Origin of the sequence: Thioclava sp. DLFJ5-1 (genome assembly GCF_002020115.1) — a bacterium.
Lineage (GTDB): Bacteria > Pseudomonadota > Alphaproteobacteria > Rhodobacterales > Rhodobacteraceae > Thioclava > Thioclava sediminum.
In genome coordinates, this window is sequence record NZ_MPZU01000001.1 from 374,962 (window position 1) to 399,061 (window position 24,100).

The following is a 24,100-nucleotide window of genomic DNA, read 5'->3' on the forward strand; positions in this document are numbered from 1 at the left end:
TTGAGCACGAGAATGTGAGCAGAAGGCCTCCAATCTGCCCTTCGTCGCGGGAAGGTGACAGGGAGGGGAGGATTTTGTGGGCGCTAACAGGAATTTGGACCGGTTGGTCACGGAACGCCGCGCGGGGGTGATTCACCTCAATACGCGTTGGCAGTTCGATAATTATCCGCCTCCCGCGACGGAACACATGAGAGTTGCGCGACGGGCGGTACGCGAACGTGATTGTTGCGTCTCGACTGTTTTTCCCGCGGGAGGCATTAACTCCGTGTCAGGCCGGGTCCGTCGCCGGTTTCACCGCCCCTTCGAGAATCGACAGCGGTTTGCGGACCCGCGCGCCGAGGCCGGAATCATGGCGCGCATGGACCTGCTTGGAGACTTCGAGCATCACGACGCCCGCCGCCAGAACGCCCGCCGCCTTGGTGCCCAGCCGTTCCCACATCGCGGCCGAGCGCAACCAGAAGCGGCGATGGCTCGGCGGGATATAGAGCGCACCGGTATGGCGCTCGGGCACGAAGCCGGACCGGCGTGCGAGCTGATCGAGCTGCCCCAGCGTGTAGGGCTTGCCGAACCCGAAGGGTGTGGTTTCCCGCGGCGCCCATAGCCCGGCTCGGTTCGGCACGATGAACAGCGCCCTGCCCCCCGGCCCCAGCACCCGCCAGCATTCCTGCATCAGGGCCTCGGAATTGTCGGAGGTCTCGAGCCCGTGCATCACGATCAACCGATCCACCCGGCCCGTCTCCAGAGGCCAGCGCGCCTCGTCGCACAGGACCGAGACATTGGGCATCCCCGCAGGCCACGGCATCACGCCCTGCTCGGCCGGCATCAACCCGATCACCCGGCGCGCAGGCTCCAGATAGGGGCGCAGCAGCGGCACCGCGAAGCCGTAGCCCGCCACCGTCTGCCCCGCCATCTTCGGCCCCGTCGCAGGCCACATGGAAACAACCCGATCCCGGATTGCCCGCTGCGCCGCACGGCCTAGCTGCGTTCGGTAGTAGAAATTCCGCAGGTCGAGTACGTCGAGATGCATTGCGCCTTTCGCTTCCTTCGGCTTAGCTATGTGCCAAGATAATCAAAGCGGTAGAAAACACCATGGCCGTTGAGCTTCTCATCATTCCCTGTCTCGCCGACAATTATGCCTATGTCGTGCACGAGGCGGCGACGGACACAACCACCGTGATCGACGTTCCCGAAGCGCCGCCCGTTCTGAAGGCGTTGAACGAACGGGGCTGGAAAGCAAACCTGATTCTGTTGACGCATCACCATGCCGATCACATCGATGGCGTTCAGGCATTGTCAGCGGCAACGGGGGCGAAAATCGTGGGGGCCAAGGCGGATGCGCATCGTCTGCCCAAGCTCGATCAGGAGGTCAGCCCCGGCGAAAAGCTCGCGATCGGGATGGAGCATGTCGAGGTTCTGCCCGCCGATGGGCATACGGTCGGCCATATCGCCTATTACTTCCCCGAGGGCGGTCTGCTGTTTTCCGGCGACAGCCTGATGAGCTGGGGCTGCGGACGTCTCTTCGAGGGCTCGGCGCAGCAGATGTACGATACGCTGACGCGGTTCAGCGAGTTGCCCGACGAGACGTTGGTCTGTTCGGGGCATGAATATACTGAGGCAAATGGTCGCTTCGCGCTCTCGATCGAACCGGAGAACCCGGACCTCCTGGCCCGGATGGAGAATGTCCGCGCCATTCGCGCTCAGGCCCGCCCCACCGTTCCTGTCGAACTGGGTCTGGAGAAAGCGACCAACCCGTTCCTGCGCGGCGACGATCCGAAGCTGCGCGACGCGCTCGGCCTGCCCGGAAGCGCGACGCCGGTCGAGGTCTTCACCGAAGCGCGCGCCCGCAAGGACCGGTTCTAAGCCTCACCGCCGCGCATCGCGCAATACGCTTAGCGCCAGCGCGGCGAGCACCGTCCCCATCGCCCAGCGCTGCACCCGCATCCAGAGCGGACGCGCTGCGAGGAACCGGGCCATTGCGCCTGCGCCCAGCACGATTGCAGCATTCACGCCCACCGAGATAACGATTTGCACCGCGCCCAGCGCCAGTGACTGCGCCAGCACCGATCCCGCCGCAGGGTCGATGAATTGCGGCAGCAGCGACAGATACATCACCGCGATCTTCGGATTGAGGAGGTTGGTGACGAAGCCCATCACGAACAGTTTGCGCGGCCCGTCGACCGGCAACTCGCGCATCACGAAGGACGAGCGCCCGCCCGGTCGCACCGCCTGCCATGCCAGCCAGAGCAGATAGAGCGCCCCGGCAATCCGCAGCGCGTCGTAGGCATACGGGACGGCGAGCACGATCGCAGTAATCCCGAAGGCCGCACAAAGCATGTAGAAGACGAAACCCAGCGCCACCCCACCCAGTGAGACCAGTCCCGCGCCGCGCCCCTGACAGATCGTGCGCGAGACCAGATAGATCATGTTGGGACCGGGGCTCAGCACCATGGCCAGCGCCACGGCACCGAAGGCGAGGATATGGGACAGGTCGGGCATCGAAGGGCTTTCCTAGAGGTCCGGGCAGATTAGCGCGCCCACCGCGCGCCGCAAGCCAGCGCTCAGGCGAGCTTCGCGAAAGCCGCCTCGAGATGGGGCGCGTATTTCTCCCATGCCTGCGAACTGCCCTTGTAGATCGGCTTGCGCACCTGCGTGTTCGACGTGGTCGCGACCGTGCGGGCATTGTCCTGAGGGCGCAGGCAGGCATCCTCCCAAGGTAGCCCGAGGGCCTCGATCAACATGCGGCTGCGCGCCTCGGGGTCTTCGGTCAGCGCCTCGTAGTCACAATCGACAATCGTGCCGGGCTGCGTCGCCCAATGCGCCATCAGATCGCGGTAAAGCCCGTGATAGGCCACGAGATCGTCCAGATCATGCGCGTAGCCATTCCCCGCGCTGGAAAAGAAGTTGCGATAGATCGACCAGAGCGTCGCGCGCGGATCACGATGGACATGCACGATGAGCGCGCGCGGAAACAGCGCCCGGATCGCGCCGATCCAGCGGAAATTGAGCGGCATCTTGTCGGTCACGAAGGGCTTGCCATCGGCCAGCCCGGCAAGCGTCTCGAAATAGGCGGCTCGGATGCGCCCCGCCTCCCGGGTCAGGGCCTCCGGGTCGCTCCAGTCGAGCGCGCTCATCTCGCGATCGAGCGTGGCGATCTCGTCGCCGGGCGCGACCTGACTGTGCTGGGTGACGATCTGCTCGACCAGCGTCGTGCCCGAACGCGGCAGGCCCAGCAGGAAGATCGGCACCGGAGCAGCCCGGTCGGCCTCGGTCTCGGGGATCGACGGATGAGGCTCGGCGAACCGTTCGCGCAGCTGCGCAAACAGCGTGCGATCCTGCGCGATGTCATAGCCCAGCTCGGCCTTGCGCCGGGCATTGGCCGAGTGCCAGAGCGCGAAGGCCCGCTCGGTTCCGCCGACATCATGCTGCGCCTTGGCCAGCGCAAATTCGAGCAGCATCCGATCATGCTCCGAATGCCCTTCCGCCGCGACCTGTGTCTCGAGTTGCGAAAGCAGCGGGTCATCGGGCACGAAGCGATGCAGGGGCGAGAGGTTCCACCAGGCCTCGGCATAACTCGGGTCAGCGGCCAGCGCCGCCTCGAACCGTGCCTGCGCCCCCGCGAAGTCGCCCTGTGCGAGAAGTACGATCCCAAGATTGTTCAACAGCAACACGTGGCGCGGATCGAGCGACAGCCCCTTTTCCAACCGGAGTCGCGCCGCAGCGAAATCCCCCTCGTTCAGCAGCAGATTGCCCAGATTATTGAGCATATGCACATCGTTCGGCGCGACCTCGAGCGCGGCCTCGAACCGTGTGCGCGCCTCGGCTTCGCGCCCGAGCGCGAGCAGCGCATTGCCCTGATTGTTGAGCGCGACCGGATCGCGTGGGCGCAGCGCCAACACGCGCTCGAACTGAGCGATCGCGTCTTCGTGCTGGCCCAGCTCCATCAGCTCATTGCCCAGATTGCCGTGCGTATCGGCATGATCCGGGCGCAAGGCGATCAGGCGGCGATAGGTCTCGGCCGCCCCGGCATGATCGCCCAGCGCCCCCTGCCCCGCCGCGCGGAATTCGAGCAACAGTATGGTGCCAGGATGGATCCGCAGCGCGCGGTTCGCCTGGTCGATCAGCTCGCGATTGCGCCCCGTCTGCATCAGTCCCATCAACTGCTGAACCAGCGCGCGCGGCGGCCCCGCGGCGGGTTTCGCCTTGCTGGCCTGCCCCAGTGCCTCAAGACCCGCCTTCGCACGCTTGTTGCCGGGAAACCGCCCGAGCACTTCGCGGTAAAGCGCCTCGGCCTGCGCGATCTCCCCGCGCTTCGCGTGACCGCGTGCGGCAAGCAGAATCTTGTCAACGGACCCGGCCATTGGCTCTCCTTCGCAAAATCGTACCGACCATAGCGAGCACCCTCACGATGACAAGCACGGCCAAGGGCCGATCGCAGCGACATGGCTCAAGGCCGCCTGACTCGGCGGGGCCTTCAGAGGACAAGCCCAGCCTTAATCGAGCTTCGCGAAAGCTGCCTCCAGATGGGGCGCGAATTTCTCCCACGCCTGCGAACTGCCCTTGTAGATCGGTCTCATCACCTGATCGCGCGACGCGGTGCGCGCGATGCGCGTATTGTCCTGCGGGCGCAGACACGCCTCGTCGAAAGGCAGTTCGAGATAGGCCAGCATGTCGCGGATCACCGGCTCCGGCGTCGCGGTCAGCTGTTCGTAATCGAGATCGTAAAGCGTCGCGCCGAACAGCGTGCGCCAATGCGCCATCAGGTCGCGATAGAGGCCATGATAGGCAACGAGATCGTCCAGATCATAGGCGTAATCATTGCCGTCGGAGCTGAAATTGAGCCGGAAGATCGACCAGATCACCGCACGCGGGTCGCGGTTGGTGTGGACGATCTTCGCCTGCGGGAAAAGCGCCCGGATCGCGCCCAGCCAGCGGAAATTGAGCGGCATCTTGTCGGTCACGAAGGGCGCGCCCTGCCCGAGCTTACGCAGTTTCTCGCGATACTCGGCGCGGATCTCGGGTGCTTTCTGCGCCAGCAGACCGGGGGCGGTCCAGTCGAACTCGTTGAACTGTTGGCTCAGCTCGGTCAGCTCTCCGCCCGGTGCGACCTGCGGGTGCGCCGAGATGATCTGCTCGGTCAGGGTCGTGCCCGAGCGCGGCAGGCCGACGATGAAGATCGGCTCGGGACCGTCAGGCGCGGCTTCGGCGAATTCGGCGGGCGGAGCGGGAAACGCCTGTTTGATCTGAGCGAAACGCTCCACGTCGCGCGCAATGGTGTAGCCCTGAGCCTCTTTGCGCAGCGCATTGCCGCGCGTGTAATGATCGAAAGCAGCCTCGGTCTCGCCCGACTCCTCGCGCAGCTTGCCAAGTGCGAATTCGAGCCCCGCGCGTTGCTTCGCGCTGTGGCCCGGCTGCGCGAGCGAAGCCGTGAGCGCATCGAAAAGCGGATCGTCCGCCGTGGCGCGCTGGATATGGGCGAGCCCGGCGAGTGCATCCGGGAAGCCGGGCCGATAGTGCAAAGCGCGCTCGTAGCTCTCGCGCGCCGATTGCTTGTCGCCTTTTGCGAGATAGAGATCGCCCAGCGACGACAGGGTCAGATAGTGATCGGGCACTTTGTGCAAGAAGGCCTTGAGGTGGAATTCCGCCTCCTCCAGCTCTCCATCTTTCGCCAGCATATTCCCCAGATTCAGCTGTGCTTCGGCGAAATCGGGCGCAGCCTCATGGGCGGCGTGATAGAGTTTGCGCGCGGTCTTGTCGTCGCCCGCCCGGCGTTTCGCATTGCCGATGTTGTTGAGCGAAACCGGATCGCCGGGTCGTAATTCCAACACGCGCTCAAATTCGGCCACGGCCTCGTCATCGCGGTTCAGCGCCATCAGTTCGTTGCCGTAGCTGCCATGCGCGTCGGGCGCGTCGGGGAACATGCCCACCAGCTCGCGATAAAGCGCCGCCGCGCCCTCGTGATCGTCCAGCGCCGAGAGCGCCGCTGCACGGACTTCCATCGCAGCCGGCGCACGCGGGAATTGCTTGAGGACACGGGCGGCGGCCTCGGCCGCTTCGCGGTCACGGCCCGACTTCTTCAGGCCGAAAAGCTGGTCGATCACCGGGCGCGGCGGGTTCATCGGACGGGTGGAGGCGCGGGTCTGCGCGATCTCGGCCAGCCCGGCCTGCGCGCGCTTGTTGCCGGGAAACCGCGCCAGCACCTCGCGATAGAGCGCCTCGGCCTCGGCAAAGGCTCCGCTTTTCGCATGGGTCTTCGCCGTGCGCAGCGTCTTGTCTATCGGTCCGGCCATCGCGCTGTCTCCGTCTTCTGTCCCGCCTGTAAAGTCGCGCCGCACCATAGAGGCGCCGCGCATGATGGCAAGATGTCAGACGCCCTTGCAGTCGTCACCCAGCCTCGAACCGGCGACGCCGCGCCACTGCGCCCTCGCCGCCCCGCGCTTGCATCCGCGCGTGGCAGGCGCGATACCTGTTTCACCTTTTCCGACCCTAGCGAACCGATGCCGATCTCACACCTGCCCAAGAATGTCCGCCGCCAGTTGCGCCGCTTCGGCCCCTCCATGGGGCGCAGGCCCGCGGTCGACATTCTGCGCGGCGCGGTTGGTGCGGGGGTGGCGATCCTCGTCGTGACCTTCATCGTGGCCACCCTGCCCCATTCGCGTCAGGCGGGGATTTACCTCGTCTCCAGCTTCGCCTCGATGGCGGTGCTGTTGTTCGTTTTGCCGAATTCGCCTCTGGCGCAGCCGTGGTCCGCGATGATGGGGATGATGATCTCCGCCGTGGTGCCGGTCGCGGTGCTGATGGTCACCCCGCCGCCCTATGCAGACGGGCTGGCGGTCGGCGGGTCGATCGCGGCGATGATGGCGGCGCGCGCGCTGCATCCGCCCGCAGCCGGGATCGCGCTGCTGGTGGTGCTGGAACACGAGGCGGGAAGACGGCTCGGCTTCGATTTCGCAATTTTCCCGATCGCGGTGATGACCGTGCTGATGATCGGGTTCGCGATGCTCTGGAACCGGCTGTTCGGCATTTCCTACCCGACGCGCCCGCTCGCCTATCACCCGGCCCATGTCGGACGCGCCCGCGGCCCGGCCCGCTCGCTGAGCCAGCGCGACCTGTCGAACCTGTTGGTCGAATTCAACCAGTCGGCCAATATGGACCCCGCCGATCTGGCGCGGCTGATGGCGGTGGCCGAACACCGCGCCGCCGAGTCCCTTCTCGCCGATACCCATGTCCGCGATCTGATGACGCAGAACCCCGTCACCGTCAGCCCTGAAGCGCCGCTGTCCGAGATCGTGCGCAAGATGACCGCGCTCAACGTGCACACGCTGCCGGTGGTCGACAATTCCGGCTATTACCTCGGCGTGGTCGATCAGCACGACGCGCTGGAGGAACTGTTCAAGGAATTCGACATCCTGCGCCGCCCCTTGCGCTTTCGCGCGGCGCCTCCTGAGGCCGAGGTCCGCGCGATCTTCCATACCGATATCGAGACGGTCGAGGGCGACACGCCGGTGGGCGAATTGCTCGAACGGCTGGCCCGGCGCGAGGCGCGCGTCGTGCCGGTGACCGAAAGCGGGCGACTTGTGGGGATCCTGACCCGGACCGACATCATGGCGCTGCTGCTGGAACATTCGCCTGCAGCCCATACCGAGGCGGAGCTCGACGAGGAAGTCGAGGACGAGGATGATGATGCCTCCGCTGAGGAGCCCTCGCCCAAGACGAAGTCCGCGGCGCGCGCCGAAGACACGCCTGAGTGCGGGGGCAACACCGACCCCGAAGAGGCCGAACTGGCGGCGGAATTGCACCAAAGCACCGCGCGCCGTCCGCCGGTCTATGAGGACACGCAATACGACACCGCTGAAAGCCGCGGCGAGTCGCCCAAGTAACCGGCAATACGCTTGAACGCGCGAAAACCCTCCCCATATGGGAGAGGTCACACGCAACCCCCCAAGATATTGCGCGCCTCATCGGTATCCCTGCACCGTCGCGCCCGTTAAATGACCGTTTTTTCCGCACGAATCGGAGTCCGGTCGGATTTTGGGCATGAAAAGACTTGAAGCGCGGCGATTTCCACCGAACTTTAATCTTATAGGGCAACACTAGGCTGGGTATCCTCCCGCGCCGCCCTCCGAGGAAAGGAGCAGATAATGCCGTCGTTTTCCAATACGCTCGAACAGGCAATCCACGGGGCGCTGGCGCTCGCCAATGCCCGAAAGCATGAACTCGCGACGCTAGAACACCTGCTCCTCGCCTTGATCGACGAGCCGGACGCCGCGCGGGTGATGAAGGCCTGCGCCGTCGACACCGACGAATTGCGCCAGACCTTGGTGGAGTTCATCGACGATGAGCTGTCCACCCTCGTGACCGAAATCGAAGGCTCGGAAGCCGTGCCGACCGCAGCCTTCCAGCGCGTGATCCAGCGCGCGGCCATCCATGTCCAAAGCTCGGGCCGCTCGGAAGTGACCGGGGCCAATGTGCTCGTCGCGATCTTCGCGGAACGCGAAAGCAACGCCGCCTACTTCCTGCAAGAGCAGGACATGACCCGCTACGACGCGGTGAATTTCATCGCGCATGGCGTGGCGAAGGACCCCGAGTTCGGCGAGACGCGCCCGGTGTCGGGGGCCGAGGAAGAGGCCAAGGCGGAAGGGGCGACCCAAGCCGAAGCCAAGGATTCCGCGCTCGAGAAATACTGCGTGAACCTCAACGCGAAATCCGAGAAGGGCGATGTCGACCCGCTGATCGGGCGTGAGCACGAGGTGGAGCGCTGCATTCAGGTGCTGTGCCGCCGCCGCAAGAACAACCCGCTTCTGGTGGGCGATCCCGGCGTGGGCAAGACCGCAATCGCGGAAGGTCTCGCGCTCAAGATCACGCGCGGCGAAACCCCGGAGATCCTCGCCAATTCGACGATCTACTCGCTCGATATGGGCGCGCTGCTCGCGGGCACCCGCTATCGCGGCGACTTCGAGGAGCGCCTGAAGGCTGTCGTGAAGGAGCTTGAAGAGCATCCCGACGCGATCCTCTTCATCGACGAGATCCACACCGTGATCGGGGCTGGCGCGACTTCGGGTGGCGCGATGGATGCGTCCAACCTCCTGAAGCCCGCGCTTCAGGGCGGCAAGCTGCGCACCATGGGCTCCACCACCTACAAGGAGTTCCGCCAGCATTTCGAGAAGGACCGCGCGCTGAGCCGCCGGTTCCAGAAGATCGACGTGAACGAGCCGTCGGTGCCGGATTCCATCAAGATCCTGATGGGTCTGAAACCCTATTTCGAGAAGCACCACGACATCCGCTACACCAACGACGCCATCAAGACGGCGGTGGAACTGTCGGCGCGCTATGTCCATGACCGCAAGCTGCCCGACAAGGCGATCGACGTGATCGACGAGGCGGGCGCGGCCCAGCATCTCGTGGCCGAAAGCAAGCGGCGCAAGACCATCGGCCCGAAAGAGATCGAGGCAGTCGTCGCCAAGATCGCGCGGATCCCGCCGAAATCGGTCTCGAAGGACGATGCCGAGGTGCTCAAGGATCTCGAGAAGTCCCTCAAGCGCGTCGTGTTCGGCCAGGACAAGGCGATCGAGACGCTGTCCTCCGCGATCAAGCTGGCCCGTGCGGGTCTGCGCGAGCCGGAGAAGCCGATCGGCAACTACCTCTTCGCGGGTCCGACCGGCGTCGGCAAGACCGAGGTCGCCAAGCAGCTCGCCGATACGCTCGGCGTGGAACTGATGCGCTTCGACATGTCGGAATACATGGAGAAGCACGCGGTCTCGCGTCTGATCGGTGCGCCTCCGGGCTATGTCGGCTTCGATCAGGGCGGCATGCTGACCGACAGCGTCGACCAGCACCCGCATTGCGTGCTGCTGCTCGACGAGATCGAAAAGGCCCACCCGGATGTCTACAACATCCTGCTGCAGGTGATGGATCACGGGAAGCTCACCGACCATAACGGCCGGACCGTCGACTTCCGCAATGTGATCTTGATCATGACCTCGAACGCGGGCGCCGCCGAACAGGCGAAGACCGCAATCGGCTTCGGGCGCGATCGGCGCGAGGGCGAGGATACGGCCGCGATCGAGCGGACCTTCACGCCCGAGTTCCGCAACCGTCTGGACGCGGTGGTCAGCTTCGCGCCGCTGCCGCGCGAGGTGATCTTGCAGGTGGTCGACAAGTTCGTGCTGCAACTCGAAGCGCAGCTGATCGACCGCAACGTCCATATCGAGCTCACCCCGGCCGCCGCGAACTGGCTCGCCGAGAAGGGCTACGACGACAAGATGGGCGCGCGTCCGCTGGGCCGGGTCATTCAGGAGCATATCAAGAAGCCGCTCGCCGAAGAGCTGCTCTTCGGGAAGCTCACCAAGGGCGGCGTCGCCAAGGTCTCGATCAAGGACGACAAGATCGTCATCAAGGTCGAGGAACCGGGCAAGAAGCGGATCTCCGGCTCCAAGCCGCGCCTGCTGACCGCCGAATGATCTAGACCGTGCTCCGCGCGGTATTGATAAGCCTACTCGTCCCAGCCGTGCCCTGCATGGCCGGGACTTTTCTATCCGACGCGCCAAAGCTGCAGATGCCGGTCGAGTGCACGCTTGGCCAAGACTGCTACATCCAGAACTACGTCGACCGCGACCCCGGCCCCGGCGCGCGCGATGCGGGCTGCGGTGGGCTGACCTATGACGGGCACAAGGGCACCGATTTCGCACTGCTGACGGGAGCGCAGATGAAGGCGGGCGTGCAGGTGATCGCCGCCGCCCCGGGCCGGGTGATCGCCACCCGAGACGGAGAGCCCGACGGGGCTTATGTCGGCGGCGAAACGGTCGCGGACAAAGAATGCGGAAACGGGATCGTCATCGATCTCGGCAATGGCTGGCAGACCCAGTATTGCCATCTGCGCGAAGGCTCCATTTCCGTGAACCGGGGCGACCGGGTAAAAGCCGGCGAACCGCTCGGCCTCGTCGGACAATCGGGCCAAGCGGAATTCCCGCATCTGCATCTTTCGCTGCGCCACGACGTCACCGTAGTTGACCCGTTCGACCCAGACATGCAGGACGCCTGCGCCACCAATGCGACGCAAACGCTCTGGTCCGCCCCGATCACCTATCGGCCGAGCGGATGGCTCGAGGCCGGGCTCACCGCCACCGTGCCACGCTTCGAGACAGTCTTGACCGGCGCTCCCCTGCCCCCGCCCCGCGAAACCGGCCCCGCGCTTGTCTTGTGGGGCTACGGTTTCGGCCTGCGTGCGGGAGACACGATCGGGTTCGAGATCACCGGCCCGGACGGGATCAGCATCAGCACGACCAGCGAGGTCGACGCGTCCAAGACCCGGTTCTTCCGCTATGCCGGCAAGAAGGTCCCGCCCGGCGGTTGGCCCAAAGGCACCTACGCAGGACAGATCACGCTCAGCCGCGATGGCGCGGTGATCGCCCGGCGCACCCTCACCGACCGGATCGACTAGCCCTCACGGGATCCGCGCGGCAGGCCCCGGCTGACCCGAGGGCTTCTCCCCGGCCTTGGCCTTCTGCGTGGTCTCTTCCTCGAAGGCCTCGGGCGGCAGGAGCGAGATCAACCGGCCGCCCGGCTCCACCTTCATCTCGGCCGGATCGATCACGAAGCGCAGATCGCCGCTTTTCGCCACGACCATCACGGGCTTCGCCTTGGGTCGTTTCTTGCGCCAATCGGCCAGTCTGTATTCCTCGGTGATCCGGGTGACCCGGAACCGCCAGCCCTCCGACAGCAGTTTCTCCCAATTCTCCAGCGTCCGCCCCTCGCCAAAGCGGCGCCCACCGAGCTGCGTCGGCAGCGCGTGGCGCTCGCGGTCGTCCTTCTGGCGCGGCACCTGCCAGACCTTGTCGCGGCCCAGCTCGGGCGCGAGATCGGTCGCGACGAGCGTGTTGTAGGCGTCGTTATCTGTGGCGGCGAGCAGGGTCGAATAGGCCATCAGCTCGACCTTGTCCTCCGCCGCCTCGCCCAGAATGTCGCCGTAGAAGGTCTTGAGCCCATTGGCGCGCGGGCGGATCAAATGGGCGTGGTTCGGGTCGGTGATCAGCACCGGCACCTCGGCCTTGTTGAGCGTCTCGGCCAGCGCCGTGGTGAAGCGCGAGCCGCCCACGATCAGCAGCCCCGGCTTGTCGGCATTGGCCAGCCCCAGCTTCCGCGCCAGCGGCGCCAGCGTGAAGCCGTGCACGATCACCGTGACCAGCACCAGAACGAAGGCCAGCGGCCCGATCCGCAACCCGTCCGCGACGCCGATCTCGGCGAGACGCTGGCCGAAGAGGCCCGCCACCGCGACCAGCACCACCCCGCGCGGGCCCGTGAAGGCGATCAGCAACCGCTCGTTGCGCGGCAGTGCCGTCCCGATCAGCGAGATCAGCACCGTCAGCGGCCGCGCCACCAGCACCACGAGAATAACGAAGAGGAGCGCGTGCCAGTCGAGCGCGGCAAGCTGGTCGATCTCGATATTCGCGGCGAGCAGGATGAACACGCCCGAGACCAGCAAGACCGTCGCATGTTCTTTGAAGCGGCGCAGTTCCTCGTAGGACGGAAGGTCGGCATTGCCGATCACCAGCCCCATCACGGTGACCGCCAGCAGCCCGCTTTCATGCAGCACATGGTCCGTCACCGCGAAGGTGCCCAGAAGCGTCGCGAAGAGCACCGGCACCTTCATGAATTCCGGCACCCACCCGCGCGAGAAGCTGCGCGCGATACCCCAGCCGATCGCACCGCCGATCGCGGCCGCAAACCCGATACCGAGCGCGAGATGCCCGACCGCCTCGCCCATCGGCAGGTTGGAGCGCAGCGTGAACACCACTTCGAAGGCCAGAACCGCCGCCAGCGCGCCGATCGGATCGTTCACGATGGCTTCCCATTGCAGCAGACGCGCGGGGCGGCGGGCAAGTTTCGCCGTACGCAGAAGCGGCGCGATCACCGTGGGGCCGGTGACGACCATGATGCCGCCGAAGACAGCCGCGCTTTCCCAGCTGAGCCCTGCGCCCCAAACGAGCGCGAGCACCGAGAGGAACCAGCCCAGAGGTGCGCCGATGAAGACCAGTCGCCGTACGCCGGTTTTTGCGTCGCCCAAGCGGTGGAAATCGAGCGAGAATCCCCCCTCGAACAGGATCACCGCCACCGCGAGCGCGATCAGAGGGCTCAGCAGGTCGCCAAAATCCCGGCTCGGGTTCAAAAGGCCCGTCGCGGGCCCAGCGATGAGCCCTGCGACCAGCATGATCACGATGGCGGGCAGGCGCAGGCGCCAGGCCAGCCATTGCGCCCCGACACCGCACACACCCACCAGCGCAAAGGCCAATACCGGGCCGAGACCCGCCGATTCCGCAACTGCCATACCTGTCCCTCGTCACGCTTCGGGATCAAACCCCGCTCAGGAGGTCAGGTTCCGTGCCCTTTTGCAAGAGGCCGAATATCGCGCAGGACCGCGCTATGTTCCGCACGCAGCCCCGGGTCACCCCCTGAAAAGATTGACCTTTGCGTCGCAATCCGGTAGGGCGCAGTCAAGCTCCGTAATCCGACGGAGCTTCTCCTGGGCGCCCGGTTCCTAAAGCGCCCGACAGCGGCCCCGCCCGATGCGGGTCGCGACAGGACGCGATCAAAGGTAAACCAAGGAAACCCATGACTAAATTCACCGATCTGAAGCTGGACCCGAAAGTCCTTTCCGCCGTTGTCGATGCTGGCTACGAAGAGCCCACGCCCATTCAGGCTGGCGCCATTCCGCCCGCGCTCGAAGGCAAGGACGTGCTCGGCATCGCGCAGACCGGGACCGGCAAGACCGCCAGCTTCACCCTGCCGATGCTGACGCTGCTGCGTCGGGGCCGCGCCCGCGCCCGGATGCCGCGCTCGCTCGTGCTCTGCCCGACGCGCGAACTGGCAGCCCAGGTCGCCGAGAACTTCGACCTCTACGCCAAGAACACCAAGCTGACCCGCGCGCTGCTGATCGGCGGCGTGTCGTTCGGCGAGCAGGACAAGCTGATCGACAAGGGCGTCGACGTGCTGATCGCGACGCCGGGCCGCCTGCTCGACCATTTCGAGCGTGGCAAGCTGATCCTGACCGACGTGAAGGTCATGGTCGTCGACGAGGCCGACCGGATGCTCGACATGGGCTTCATCCCGGATATCGAGCGCATCTTTCAGCTGACGCCGTTCACGCGCCAGACGCTGTTCTTCTCGGCCACGATGGCCTCGGAGATCGAGCGGATCACCAACACCTTCCTGCATGCGCCGACGCGGGTCGAAGTTGCGCGTCAGGCGACCACGGGTGCGAACATCACCCAGAAGCTGATCCAGATCGAACCGGCGCGCCGCGACCAGACGGCCAAGGCCAAGCGCGAATTGCTGCGCGCGGTGATCTCGGCCGAGGGCGAGGCCTGCACCAACGCGATCGTCTTCTGTAACCGCAAGGTCGATGTCGATATCGTCGCCAAGAGCCTGCAGAAATACGGCTTCGACGCCGCGCCGATCCATGGCGATCTCGACCAGAGCCAGCGCACGCGCACGCTCGAGAATTTCCGCGATGGCAAGCTCAAGCTGCTGATCGCCTCCGACGTGGCCGCGCGCGGTCTCGACGTGCCGTCGGTGAGCCACGTCTTCAACTACGACCTGCCGATGCATGCCGAGGATTACGTCCACCGGATCGGCCGCACCGGTCGCGCGGGCCGCAAGGGCACGGCGATCTCGATCGCGGTGCCGTCGGACGAGAAGTTCCTCGGCCAGATCGAGAGCCTCGTCGAGCAGGAAATCCCGCGCGCCGAGCCGCCGGAAGATTTCGAGCTGTCCGAAGGCGCGAAGCAACCGGCGCGCAAGCGCGAAGACGCCAAGGGCGGTCGTTCGCGCGGCGGGCGCAGCCGGGATCGTGGCGGGCGTGGGTCGAAACGCGACCAGCGCAGCGAAGAGACGCAGCAGCCGCAAAGCGCCGCGCCGCAGGAGCAGCAGGAGGAGCAGGCCCCCAAGAAGGCCGAGGCTCAGCCCGAAGAGGCCCGCAGCGAGGCCCCCGAGGCCGCGAGCGCTCCGAAGCCGCAATCGCGCAGCCAGTCTTCCGACGAGGGCGGCAATGCCCGCCGGTCGCGCGGTGGCCGCAACCGCCGCGAGCGCGACAACGAAGTCGTGGGCATGGGCGATCACGTTCCGGACTTCCTCACCGTCTCCTTCCGCCCCGGCGCGGTCGAGGAGACCGCCGAGGACAAAGCGGACAGCTGAGGCTTTCGTATTGGTAAAAATATCCCCGCCGGAGGCTTCCTCCGGCGGGGTTTTTCTTTGTCTTTAGGGATGGCGCGCGCCCCTGCCCGCCTGCGCCTAGGGCGATCCGCGCCCTTCAGGGGCGCGGAGCCGCGCTCACTCGGTCAGGCGGCTGGTGACGACGATCACTTCGGGCTTCTTGCCGATCTCTTCCATCGAGACCTGACGCGCGATGCGACGCAGGCCCTCGTCGATCTTGTCGTCATTTTTGAGGACCTTGATCGAAGCGCGTTCGAGATATTGCGTCATCTCGTCTTCGATCGTCTCCGCCAGCGGTGCGCCCGAGCGGCCCAGTTTCGGCAGGCCGTTCAGCTCGACCCAGGGCTCGCCCAATGGCTGGTCTTCCTCGTCGAGGATCAGGGTCACGAGGCACAGCCCGTTCAGCGCCATGCGCATCCGGTCCCGCACCACGCCGTCCATAGCGCCGATCTGCACCGAACCGTCGAGGTAAGTGCGGCCCGCTTCGATATATTCGACGACTTTCGGCGCCTTGCCGGTCAGGTCGATCATCGTGCCGTTCGTCGCGACTTCCGACGCGATGCCCTTATCCGCCGCCAGCTTCGCGTGCTCGCGCAGGTGGCGATGCTCGCCATGCATCGGGATCAGCATCTTCGGCGCGAGCAGCTCATGAACCGCTTCCAGATCGGGGCGGTTCGCATGGCCCGAGACGTGATAGAGCCCGCCGTGATCGTCCACCACATCGACGCCCATCTCGGAGAACGCGTTCATGATGCGGATCACGCCGCGCTCGTTGCCCGGGATCGTCTTCGAGGAGAACAGGAACGTGTCGCCCTCTTTCAGTTCGAGACCCAGATATTTGCCACGGCTCAGCTGGGCCGAGGCCGCGCGGCGCTCGCCCTGAGAGCCGGTCACGATCAGCATCAGGTTCTGGCGCGGCACATCGCTCGCCTCTTCCGCCGAGATCGTGCCGGGCATGCCCTTGAGCACCCCGGTTTCTTCCGCGACCGAGACCATGCGCTTCATCGCGCGGCCCAGCAGGCAGACGGAGCGCCCTGCGGCCTTGCCCGCCTCGGCGAGCGTCTTCAGGCGCGCGACGTTCGAGGCGAAGGTGGTCGCGACGACCATGCCGGTCTGGGCACGGATCAGTTCCGAGATCGGCTCGGCCAGCGTGGCCTCCGACCGGCCCGGCAGCGGCGAGAAGACATTCGTGGAATCGCTCACCAGAACCTTCACACCGTCGCCTTCCTTGGCGATGGCATGCCACATCTCGGGCTCGAAGGGCTCGCCCACGATCGGGTTGCCGTCGAGCTTGAAATCGCCCGTATGGACGACGCGCCCGGCGGGCGTGTCGATGATGAGGCCGGAGCTCTCGGGGATCGAGTGCGAGATCGGCACGAACTGCACCTTGAACGGACCGGCTTCGATCACCTTCGGGCGCGGCTCGACGATCTGGATCGTCTCGGGTGGGATGCCCGCCTCTTCCAGCTTCAGCTGACCGATGCGGCCGGTGAAGGCGCGCGCATAGACCGGTTTGCGCAGCTTGTTCCAGACATGGGGCAGCGCGCCGATATGGTCTTCATGGGCGTGGGTGATAAAGATCGCGTCGATCCGGTCGGCATTCGCTTCCAGCCATTCGAGATCGGCGAAGATCAGATCGACGCCGGGCGTGCCGTCCATATCCGGGAAAGTCACGCCCAGATCGACAACGATCAGCCGCTCTTTCCCCTCTGGGCCGTAGCCGTACACATAGGCGTTCATGCCGATTTCGCCGGCACCGCCGAGGGGGAGGTAGATCAGTCTGTCACTCACGCGGGAAGATCCTTGTTATAGTCGTTGAGGAGGCGAAGGCCGTGCATGGTAAGGTCGTAATCCACACTGTCAAAGAGGTCAAAGCCCTGCGAGAACAGTTCGGCCAGACCGCCGGTTGCGATGACTTTCATCGGGCGGTCGCGTTCGAGCCGGATTTGGCGCACGACGCCTTCGACGAGGCCGATATAGCCCCAGAAAACGCCCGATTGGATACAGGCGACGGTATTCGTGCCGATGGCCTTTTCGGGCATCGTCACATCGACATGAGGTAGGGCGGCCGCCGAGGCGTGCAACGCCTCCAGCGAGAGGTTGACGCCGGGCGCGATCACCCCGCCGATATAGGCGCCGTCGGAGGCCACCACGTCGAAGGTGGTCGCGGTGCCGAAGTCGACGACTACGATATCGCCGCCATGCCGGTCATAGCCCGCCACCGTGTTCACGAGGCGATCCGGGCCCACAGTCGTGCCCGGATCGACGCGCGGCTCGACCGGCAGGCGGCATTCGGGCTTGCCCACCACGAGCGGCCGACAGTTGAAATACCGGTTCGACAGAACCCGCAGGTTGAAGACGACGCGCGGCACGGTCGAAGAGATAATCACCTCTGTGATCGAGCCCGCGATCTCCTGCACGCGCATCATGCCCGACAGCCAGAGGAAATACTCGTCCGCCGTGCGCTGGTGATTGGTCTCCATCCGCCATGTGGCGACGAAATCCGTCCCGTCCCAGACCGAAAAGACCGTATTGGTATTGCCGCAGTCGATGCAGAGAAGCATGGCTCCCCCTTTCCGCTCAGAAAAAGATATCCGCTGCCGAGATGGCGCGACGGCCCTCGGGCGTGGTCAGGATCAGCGCGCCGGTCTCGTCGATGGTCTCGAAGGTGCCGCGATAGGTCTCGTTGCCGACCCGGGCGGTGATCTCTTCGCCCAGACGCGCCGCGCGGGCGAGCCACGCATTGCGGATCGCGTCGAAGCCGTAATCGCGGAACTGCCGATCGTAGTGATCGAAGGCCTGCGCCAGCATCGGCAGGAAGTCGACCGGGGCAATCTGCATCCCGGTCTCGCCAATCAGGCTGACCGGAGCCATCGCCTCGGGCTCGACCTCGCTGCGGTCGGGCGCTTGCGCGAGGTTCACTCCGATGCCGATCGCGATCTGCTCTCCGCCCCGCAGGCTCTCCAGCAGGATACCCGCGATCTTGCCACCGCTCAGCAGCACGTCATTGGGCCACTTGATCGTGAGCCGCGCATGCGGGCCCCCGACATGGGCGAGCGCCGCCTCGAGCGCCAGAGCCGCGACGAAGGAATAGAGCGCCGCCTGCCCCAGCCCGCCCTCGGGCCGCATTACAAGAGTCGCCGAGAAATTGCCCGTGGGCGCGCGCCAGGCACGGCCGCGCCGACCGCGGGCCGCGGTCTGCTCATGCGCGAAAATCCACGCTGAACCGGAGAGGCCCGGCGCTAGCCGGGCCGCTTCATCCATGGTGCTATCGACCGAGGGCAGGACGTGTCGCGCCACACCCTCGGGCCAGTCATCGCGCTCAGTTGACAAGAGCCGCCGCCGCAGCCTGGGCCGCGCCCTCGATGCCGAAGAGGTTGAAGATACCGAGCAGCATTGCCAGCGCGGAGACCATCAGAAGCCCCCATTGAATCGCGGGCATCCGGTTGTCCAGCGGGTCCGTCTCCTTGCCGAAATACATGTAGAACACGATCCGCAGGTAGTAGAAGGCCGCCACGACCGAGGCGATCACGCCGAGCAGCACGAGCCAGATATAGCCCGCATGCAACGCCGCCTGAAGCACCGCGAACTTGGCGAAGAAGCCCAGGAACGGCGGCACGCCCGCAAGCGAGAACAGCAGTACCAGCATCGCCAGCGCCTTGGTCGGATCCTGACGGGCATATTGGTTCAGCGACTTGATATCGGTCACCGGCTGGCCGTCACGCTCCATCGAGAGCATGAAGGCGAAGACGCCGACATTCATCGTCACGTAGATCGCCATATAGGTCAGCATCGCCTGCACGCCTTCGGCAGTGCCCGCCGACAGGCCCAGCAGCACGAAGCCCATATGGGTGATCGAGGAATAGGCCATCAGGCGTTTGATGTTCGTCTGACCGATTGCCGCGACCGAACCCCAGACCATCGACAGGCCCGCGAGCAGCGCGAGGATCTGGCCCCACTCCGCCGGCACCTGACCGAAGGCGTCGAAGACGAGCCGTGCGATCAGCGCCATCGCGGCGATTTTCGGCGCGGTGGCGAAGAAGGCGGTGACCGGCGTGGGCGAGCCTTCATAGACGTCGGGCGTCCACATGTGGAATGGCACCGCCGAGACCTTGAAGGCGAGACCGGCGATCAGGAAGACCATGCCGAACAGCAGGCCGATCGGCAGGTGACCTTCTTGAACCACCCCGATGATACCCGTGAATTGCGTGGTACCGGCAAAGCCGTAGGTCAGCGAGGCGCCATAGAGCAGGATGCCCGAGGACAGCGCGCCGAGCACGAAGTACTTCAGACCCGCTTCCGAGCTCTTCTCGCTCTCGCGGCGCAGCGCGGCCACGATGTAGAGCGCGAGCGATTGCAGCTCGAGGCCCATATAGAGCGACATCAGGTTGCCCGCCGAGACCATCATCATCATGCCGATGACGGCCAGCGTCGCGAGGATCGGGTATTCGAAGCGCAGCAGCCCGCGCCGCTGCATGTAATCGGTGCCCATCGCGAGAACCAGCGCAGCCGAGACCAGGATCATCACCTTGGTGAAGCGCGAGAACGCATCGTCGATGAAGAGGCCTCCGAAGGCCTCATGCGACCCTACCTCGGCCAGACCGATCCAGGCCGCGATCACGAGCATAACGCCGGAGGTGATCCACAGCAGGGTCGGCGCAAGCTTGTCCTTGCCGAACCACACACCCGCGAGCAGCGCCACCATCGCGTAGACGGCGAGCAAAAACTCCGGAAGGACGATCGAGAAATCCGCAGAAGTCATCCCTCAGCTCCTCAGTGTTCGACCAGGTCGGACAGAAGGTTGTCCGGCAAGGCATCGTGATAGTTCTGGACGAGTTGCGTCACCGACGGCCCGATGATGTTGGTCACCAGATCAGGATAGACCCCAAGCAACAGTGTCATCGCGACCAGCGGCGCGAAAATCCATTTCTCGCGCGTGCTCAGGTCGGTGATCGCACGCAGGCTCTCCTTGATCAGGTCGCCGAAGACGACCCGGCGATAGAGCCAGAGCGCGTAGGCCGCCGAAAGGATCACGCTCGTCGTGGCGAAGACCGCAACCCACGTATTCACCTGGAAGACGCCCACGAGGATCAGGAACTCGCCGACGAAATTGGCGGTGCCGGGAAGGCCGACATTGGCCATCGTGAAGAACATGAAGATCGTCGCATAGGCGGGCATGCGCTTCACCAGGCCGCCATAGGCAGAGATCTCGCGGGTATGCATCCGGTCGTAGACCACACCCACCGCGAGGAACAGCGCCGCCGAGGTGAAACCGTGCGCGACAACCATGAAGATACCGCCCTCGATGCCCTGCTGCGTGCCAGAGAAAATCCCGAGCAGCACGACGGCCATGTGCGCGACCGAGCTATAGGCGATGACGCGTTTGATATCGGTCTGCACCAGCGCCACCAGCGAGGTCCAGATGATCGCGATCACCGCGAGCCACATCGCCCAGGGGCCGACCACGAGGTTGCCCACCGGGAACATCGGCAGCGAGAAGCGCAGGAAACCGTAATCGGCGAGCTTCAGCAGCACTGCGGCCAGCACGACCGAACCGGCCGTCGGCGCCTGCACGTGCGCGGCAGGCAGCCAGGTGTGCACCGGCCAGAGCGGCATCTTGATCGCGAAGGAGATGAAGAAGCCGAGCCAGAGCAGCGTTTGCACCCCGCCGGGGATCGTTATCCCGAGTATGTGCACCGGTGTGTATGGGAACTCGTAGACGAGCAGCCCCGGCATGTCCGTCGTTCCGGTGTGGAAGTAGATGTAGATGATCGACACCAGCATGAAGACCGAGCCGAAGAAGGTGTAGAGGAAGAACTTGAACGCGGCGTAGACGCGCTGCTTGCCCCCCCAGATACCGATGATCAGGAACATCGGGATCAGGCCCGCTTCGAAGAACAGGTAGAACAGCACCAGATCGAGCGTGACGAAGGTGCCCACCATCAGCGTCTCGAGGACGAGGAAGGCGATCATGTATTCCTTCACGCGGTCGGTGACGTTCCAGCTACCGACGATCACCAGCGGCATCATGAAGGTGGTCAGCATCACGAAGAGGATCGACAGGCCGTCGACACCCACGCGGTACTGGAACCCCATGATCCAGGTGTATTTCTCCATGAACTGGAAGCCGGTGTTGGACGGGTCGAACCCGGCCAGCAGGAACAGCGAGATCAGGAAGGTGACCGACGTCGCGGTCAGCGCCACCCATTTCGCGTTCCGGTCCGCCTCGGGCGAGCCGCCGCGCAGAACCAGCGCGAGGATCAGCGCCGCCACGGCGGGCGTGAAGATGACGATGGAAAGCAGGTGTTGCATCAGTTCGCCCCCCCGTTGAGGACGACCCAGAGCATGAGACCGACAATCCCGATCACCATGGCGAAGGCGTAGTGGAACAGATAGCCCGATTGCATCCTGTTAAGGAACCTCGTGAATGTCGGGACGATGCCGACGGCCATGCCGTCGATAACTCGGTCAATCGAGCCCTCGTCCCCTTTCTTCCAGAATTGATAGCCGAACCAGAGCGCCGGGCGCACGAAGATGCGCTCGTACAGCTCGTCGAAATACCACTTGTTGAGCAGGAAGCGGTACAGGCCCGGCTGCGCCTCGGCGAACCGCTTCGGCAGGCTGGTGTCCTTGATGTAGAACAGCCATGCCACGAGAAGCCCTGCAAGCATCGCCACGAAGGGCGAAACCTTGACCCAGGCCGGCGCGTGGTGCGCCTTGTCGATGACCTCGTTTTCCTGACCCATATAGATCGCGCCCTGAGGTGCGACGCCCGGATACTTGATCACCGCGGTCGAGACGCCGACATCCGGCGAGGTCTTGGCCTCGTCCATGAGTTCGGCCTCGGCCTGATCTTCGGACATGGTCGCATCCGGCACCGGCGGCGTTGCGCCATGGGTGCCCTCGCCCGGCACCGGCGGCGTTGCGCCATGGGTGCCCTCGCCGGTCTGCGCAGCCTCGCCATTCGTCGCGTGACCCGCATCCGCCGTCTGCTCGGCATGGGCCGGAAGCCCGAAGAATTTCACCAGCTTCGCGTGATCGCCGAAGAAGACGTTGTACCAGATCATCCCGGCGAAGATCGCGCCGAAGGACAGCACAACCAGCGGCACCGTCATGACCCAGGGGCTTTCCTTGGCGTGATCATGCGCATGATGATCGCCGCGCGGCTTGCCGAAGAAGGTCATGAAGATCAGGCGCCACGAGTAGAAGGACGTGAAGGCCGCCGCGATGACCAGAAGCCAGAAGGCATAGCCCGCGCCGGAGCCGCCCCAGACGCTCTCGATGATTGCGTCTTTCGACAGGAAGCCTGCGAAGCCGATCGGCGTGAAGGGAATACCGACCCCGGTGATCGCCAGCGTGCCGAAGATCATCGCCCAGAAGGTCAGCGGCACCTTTTTGCGAAGGCCGCCATAGTTCCGCATGTCCTGCTCGTGGTGCATCGCGGTGATGACCGAACCCGCCGAAAGGAACAGCAGCGCCTTGAAGAAGGCGTGGGTCAGCAGGTGGAACATCGCCACCGAATAGACGCCGACACCCGCTGCCGCGAACATGTAGCCCAGCTGCGAACAGGTCGAATAGGCGATGACGCGCTTGATGTCGTTCTGCACCAGACCCACGGTCGCGGCGAAGAAGGCGGTCGAGGCGCCGATCACGACGATGAAGGTCTGCGCATGCGGAGCGTATTCATAGACCGGCGACATGCGGCAGACGAGGAACACGCCTGCGGTCACCATGGTCGCGGCGTGGATCAGTGCCGACACAGGCGTCGGGCCTTCCATCGCGTCCGGCAACCATGTGTGCAGGAAGAGCTGCGCCGATTTGCCCATTGCACCCACGAAGAGCAGGAAGGCACAGAGCTCGACCGCGTTCCAGGACCCCCAGAGGAAGTCGAGATTGGTCTCTGACAAGGCCGGGGCCGCCGAGAAGACGTCGTCCAGCTGCAGCGAGCCGGTCATGTAGAACAGCCCGAACATCCCCAACAGGAAGCCGAAATCGCCGACACGGTTGACGATGAAGGCCTTCATCGCCGCCGCGTTGGCAGAGGGTTTCTTGTAGTAGAAACCGATCAGCAGGTAGGAGGCAACACCGACGCCTTCCCAGCCGAAGAACATCTGCAGCAGGTTGTCCGAGGTCACCAGCATCAACATGGTGAAGGTGAAGAAGGACAGGTAGGCGAAGAAGCGTGCCTTGTAGTTCTCGCCCTTTCCTTCGTCGAAATTCTCGTCATGGGCCATGTAGCCCCACGAGTAGAGATGCACGAGCGAGGAGACCGTCGTCACCACGATCAGCATGATCGCGGTCAGTCGGTCCATCCGGATCGCCCACGAGACGTCCAGCTCCCCCGAGGTGATCCAGTTCAGGACGTGAATGTGCTGCGTCTGATCGCCCAGCGTGAGAAACACGATCCAGCTGAGTAGAGCGGCGAGGAACAGAAGGCCCGTGGTCAGGACCATCGCGCCCTTTTCGCCGATCACCCGCCAGCCGAAGCCACCAAGGATCGCACCGACCAGCGGCGCAAAGAGAATGATCGTTTCCATCGTCCCTTATCCCTTCATCACGTTGACGTCTTCGACCTCGATCGAGCCGCGGTTGCGGAAGAAGACCACAAGGATCGCAAGGCCGATCGCGGCCTCGGCTGCCGCAACGGTCAGCACGAAGAGGGTGAAGATCTGTCCGACGAGGTCATCCAGATAGGCCGCGAAGGCCACCAGGTTGATATTCACCGCCAACAGCATCAGTTCGATCGACATCATGATGACGATCACGTTCTTGCGGTTCACGAAGATCCCGAAAATGCCGATCACGAACAGCGCGGCAGCCACGCCAAGGTAATGTTCCAATCCGATCATGCGTTCACCCTCGTTTCCGAACTCGCGTTTTTCGCTTGCTTTTGTTC

17 protein-coding genes are annotated in these 24,100 nt (G+C 64.7%); 5 read left to right on the forward strand and 12 right to left on the reverse strand.

From position 1 onward, the window contains the following. Window positions 1–268: 268 nt before the first annotated feature. A complete protein-coding gene (locus BMI86_RS01835) occupies window positions 269–1,027 on the reverse strand; it encodes a methyltransferase domain-containing protein (protein ID WP_078539508.1) in 759 nt (252 codons plus the stop codon). A gap of 62 nt (window positions 1,028–1,089) precedes the next feature. On the opposite strand from BMI86_RS01835, the gene gloB reads away from it, so the two are divergent. Further along, window positions 1,090–1,860 carry a hydroxyacylglutathione hydrolase gene (gloB, locus tag BMI86_RS01840; protein ID WP_078539509.1) on the forward strand — a complete coding sequence of 257 codons (771 nt, stop codon included), beginning with the start codon at window positions 1,090–1,092 and terminating at the stop codon, window positions 1,858–1,860. Between the two features lie 3 nt (window positions 1,861–1,863). Here the strand turns inward: gloB and BMI86_RS01845 are convergent, their stop codons facing one another. The 3 genes from BMI86_RS01845 to BMI86_RS01855 form a co-directional block, all read right to left on the reverse strand. Beyond that, window positions 1,864–2,496 carry a LysE family translocator gene (locus BMI86_RS01845; RefSeq protein ID WP_078539510.1) on the reverse strand — a complete coding sequence of 211 codons (633 nt, stop codon included), beginning with the start codon at window positions 2,494–2,496 and terminating at the stop codon, window positions 1,864–1,866. Window positions 2,497–2,558: 62 nt separating this feature from the next. Next, window positions 2,559–4,358 carry a sulfotransferase gene (locus tag BMI86_RS01850; RefSeq protein WP_078539511.1) on the reverse strand — a complete coding sequence of 600 codons (1,800 nt, stop codon included), beginning with the start codon at window positions 4,356–4,358 and terminating at the stop codon, window positions 2,559–2,561. 132 nt (window positions 4,359–4,490) lie between these two features. Beyond that, window positions 4,491–6,287 carry a tetratricopeptide repeat-containing sulfotransferase family protein gene (locus tag BMI86_RS01855; RefSeq protein ID WP_168173765.1) on the reverse strand — a complete coding sequence of 599 codons (1,797 nt, stop codon included), beginning with the start codon at window positions 6,285–6,287 and terminating at the stop codon, window positions 4,491–4,493. 207 nt (window positions 6,288–6,494) lie between these two features. Here BMI86_RS01855 and BMI86_RS01860 point away from each other — a divergent pair, with 207 nt between their 5' ends. From BMI86_RS01860 to BMI86_RS01870, 3 genes are all read left to right on the forward strand, one after another. Next, the gene (locus BMI86_RS01860) at window positions 6,495–7,877 is read left to right on the forward strand and encodes an HPP family protein (RefSeq protein WP_168173766.1); all 1,383 of its coding nucleotides are present in this window, start codon (window positions 6,495–6,497) and stop codon (window positions 7,875–7,877) included. 261 nt (window positions 7,878–8,138) lie between these two features. Continuing rightward, on the forward strand, window positions 8,139–10,457 hold the full coding sequence (gene clpA / locus BMI86_RS01865; protein WP_078519409.1) for an ATP-dependent Clp protease ATP-binding subunit ClpA: 2,319 nt from the start codon (window positions 8,139–8,141) through the stop codon (window positions 10,455–10,457). Window positions 10,458–10,552: 95 nt separating this feature from the next. Then, window positions 10,553–11,437: a M23 family metallopeptidase gene (locus BMI86_RS01870; RefSeq protein WP_168173767.1), complete on the forward strand. Its 885-nt coding sequence runs from the start codon at window positions 10,553–10,555 to the stop codon at window positions 11,435–11,437. Window positions 11,438–11,440: 3 nt separating this feature from the next. On the opposite strand, the gene BMI86_RS01875 is transcribed toward BMI86_RS01870, so the two are convergent. After that, a complete protein-coding gene (locus BMI86_RS01875; RefSeq protein ID WP_078539515.1) occupies window positions 11,441–13,321 on the reverse strand; it encodes a sodium:proton antiporter in 1,881 nt (626 codons plus the stop codon). A gap of 284 nt (window positions 13,322–13,605) precedes the next feature. Here BMI86_RS01875 and BMI86_RS01880 point away from each other — a divergent pair, with 284 nt between their 5' ends. Beyond that, window positions 13,606–15,186, forward strand: a complete 1,581-nt coding sequence (locus tag BMI86_RS01880) for a DEAD/DEAH box helicase (RefSeq protein WP_078539516.1) — start codon at window positions 13,606–13,608, stop codon at window positions 15,184–15,186. Window positions 15,187–15,321: 135 nt separating this feature from the next. Here BMI86_RS01880 and BMI86_RS01885 read toward each other — a convergent pair whose 3' ends face one another. Genes BMI86_RS01885 through nuoK form a run of 7 tightly spaced genes read right to left on the reverse strand, consistent with a single transcriptional unit; the run spans window position 15,322 to window position 24,053 of the window. Continuing rightward, a complete protein-coding gene (locus BMI86_RS01885; protein ID WP_078540404.1) occupies window positions 15,322–16,944 on the reverse strand; it encodes a ribonuclease J in 1,623 nt (540 codons plus the stop codon). A gap of 47 nt (window positions 16,945–16,991) precedes the next feature. Next, window positions 16,992–17,768 carry a type III pantothenate kinase gene (locus BMI86_RS01890; protein WP_078539517.1) on the reverse strand — a complete coding sequence of 259 codons (777 nt, stop codon included), beginning with the start codon at window positions 17,766–17,768 and terminating at the stop codon, window positions 16,992–16,994. Window positions 17,769–17,784: 16 nt separating this feature from the next. Beyond that, window positions 17,785–18,537, reverse strand: a complete 753-nt coding sequence (locus BMI86_RS01895; RefSeq protein WP_281480088.1) for a biotin--[acetyl-CoA-carboxylase] ligase — start codon at window positions 18,535–18,537, stop codon at window positions 17,785–17,787. Continuing rightward, on the reverse strand, window positions 18,527–19,966 hold the full coding sequence (gene nuoN, locus BMI86_RS01900) for an NADH-quinone oxidoreductase subunit NuoN (RefSeq protein ID WP_078539519.1): 1,440 nt from the start codon (window positions 19,964–19,966) through the stop codon (window positions 18,527–18,529). Before nuoN ends, BMI86_RS01895 begins: the two co-directional genes overlap by 11 nt. 11 nt (window positions 19,967–19,977) lie before the next feature. Further along, the gene (locus tag BMI86_RS01905; RefSeq protein WP_078539520.1) at window positions 19,978–21,516 is read right to left on the reverse strand and encodes an NADH-quinone oxidoreductase subunit M; all 1,539 of its coding nucleotides are present in this window, start codon (window positions 21,514–21,516) and stop codon (window positions 19,978–19,980) included. Next, window positions 21,516–23,741 (reverse strand): NADH-quinone oxidoreductase subunit L, encoded by a 2,226-nt coding sequence (gene nuoL, locus BMI86_RS01910; protein ID WP_078539521.1) that lies wholly within the window; start codon window positions 23,739–23,741, stop codon window positions 21,516–21,518. The genes BMI86_RS01905 and nuoL overlap by 1 nt, the downstream gene beginning before the upstream one ends. A 6-nt stretch (window positions 23,742–23,747) precedes the next feature. Next, the gene (nuoK, locus tag BMI86_RS01915; protein ID WP_075774485.1) at window positions 23,748–24,053 is read right to left on the reverse strand and encodes an NADH-quinone oxidoreductase subunit NuoK; all 306 of its coding nucleotides are present in this window, start codon (window positions 24,051–24,053) and stop codon (window positions 23,748–23,750) included. Between the last annotated feature and the right edge of the window lie 47 nt (window positions 24,054–24,100).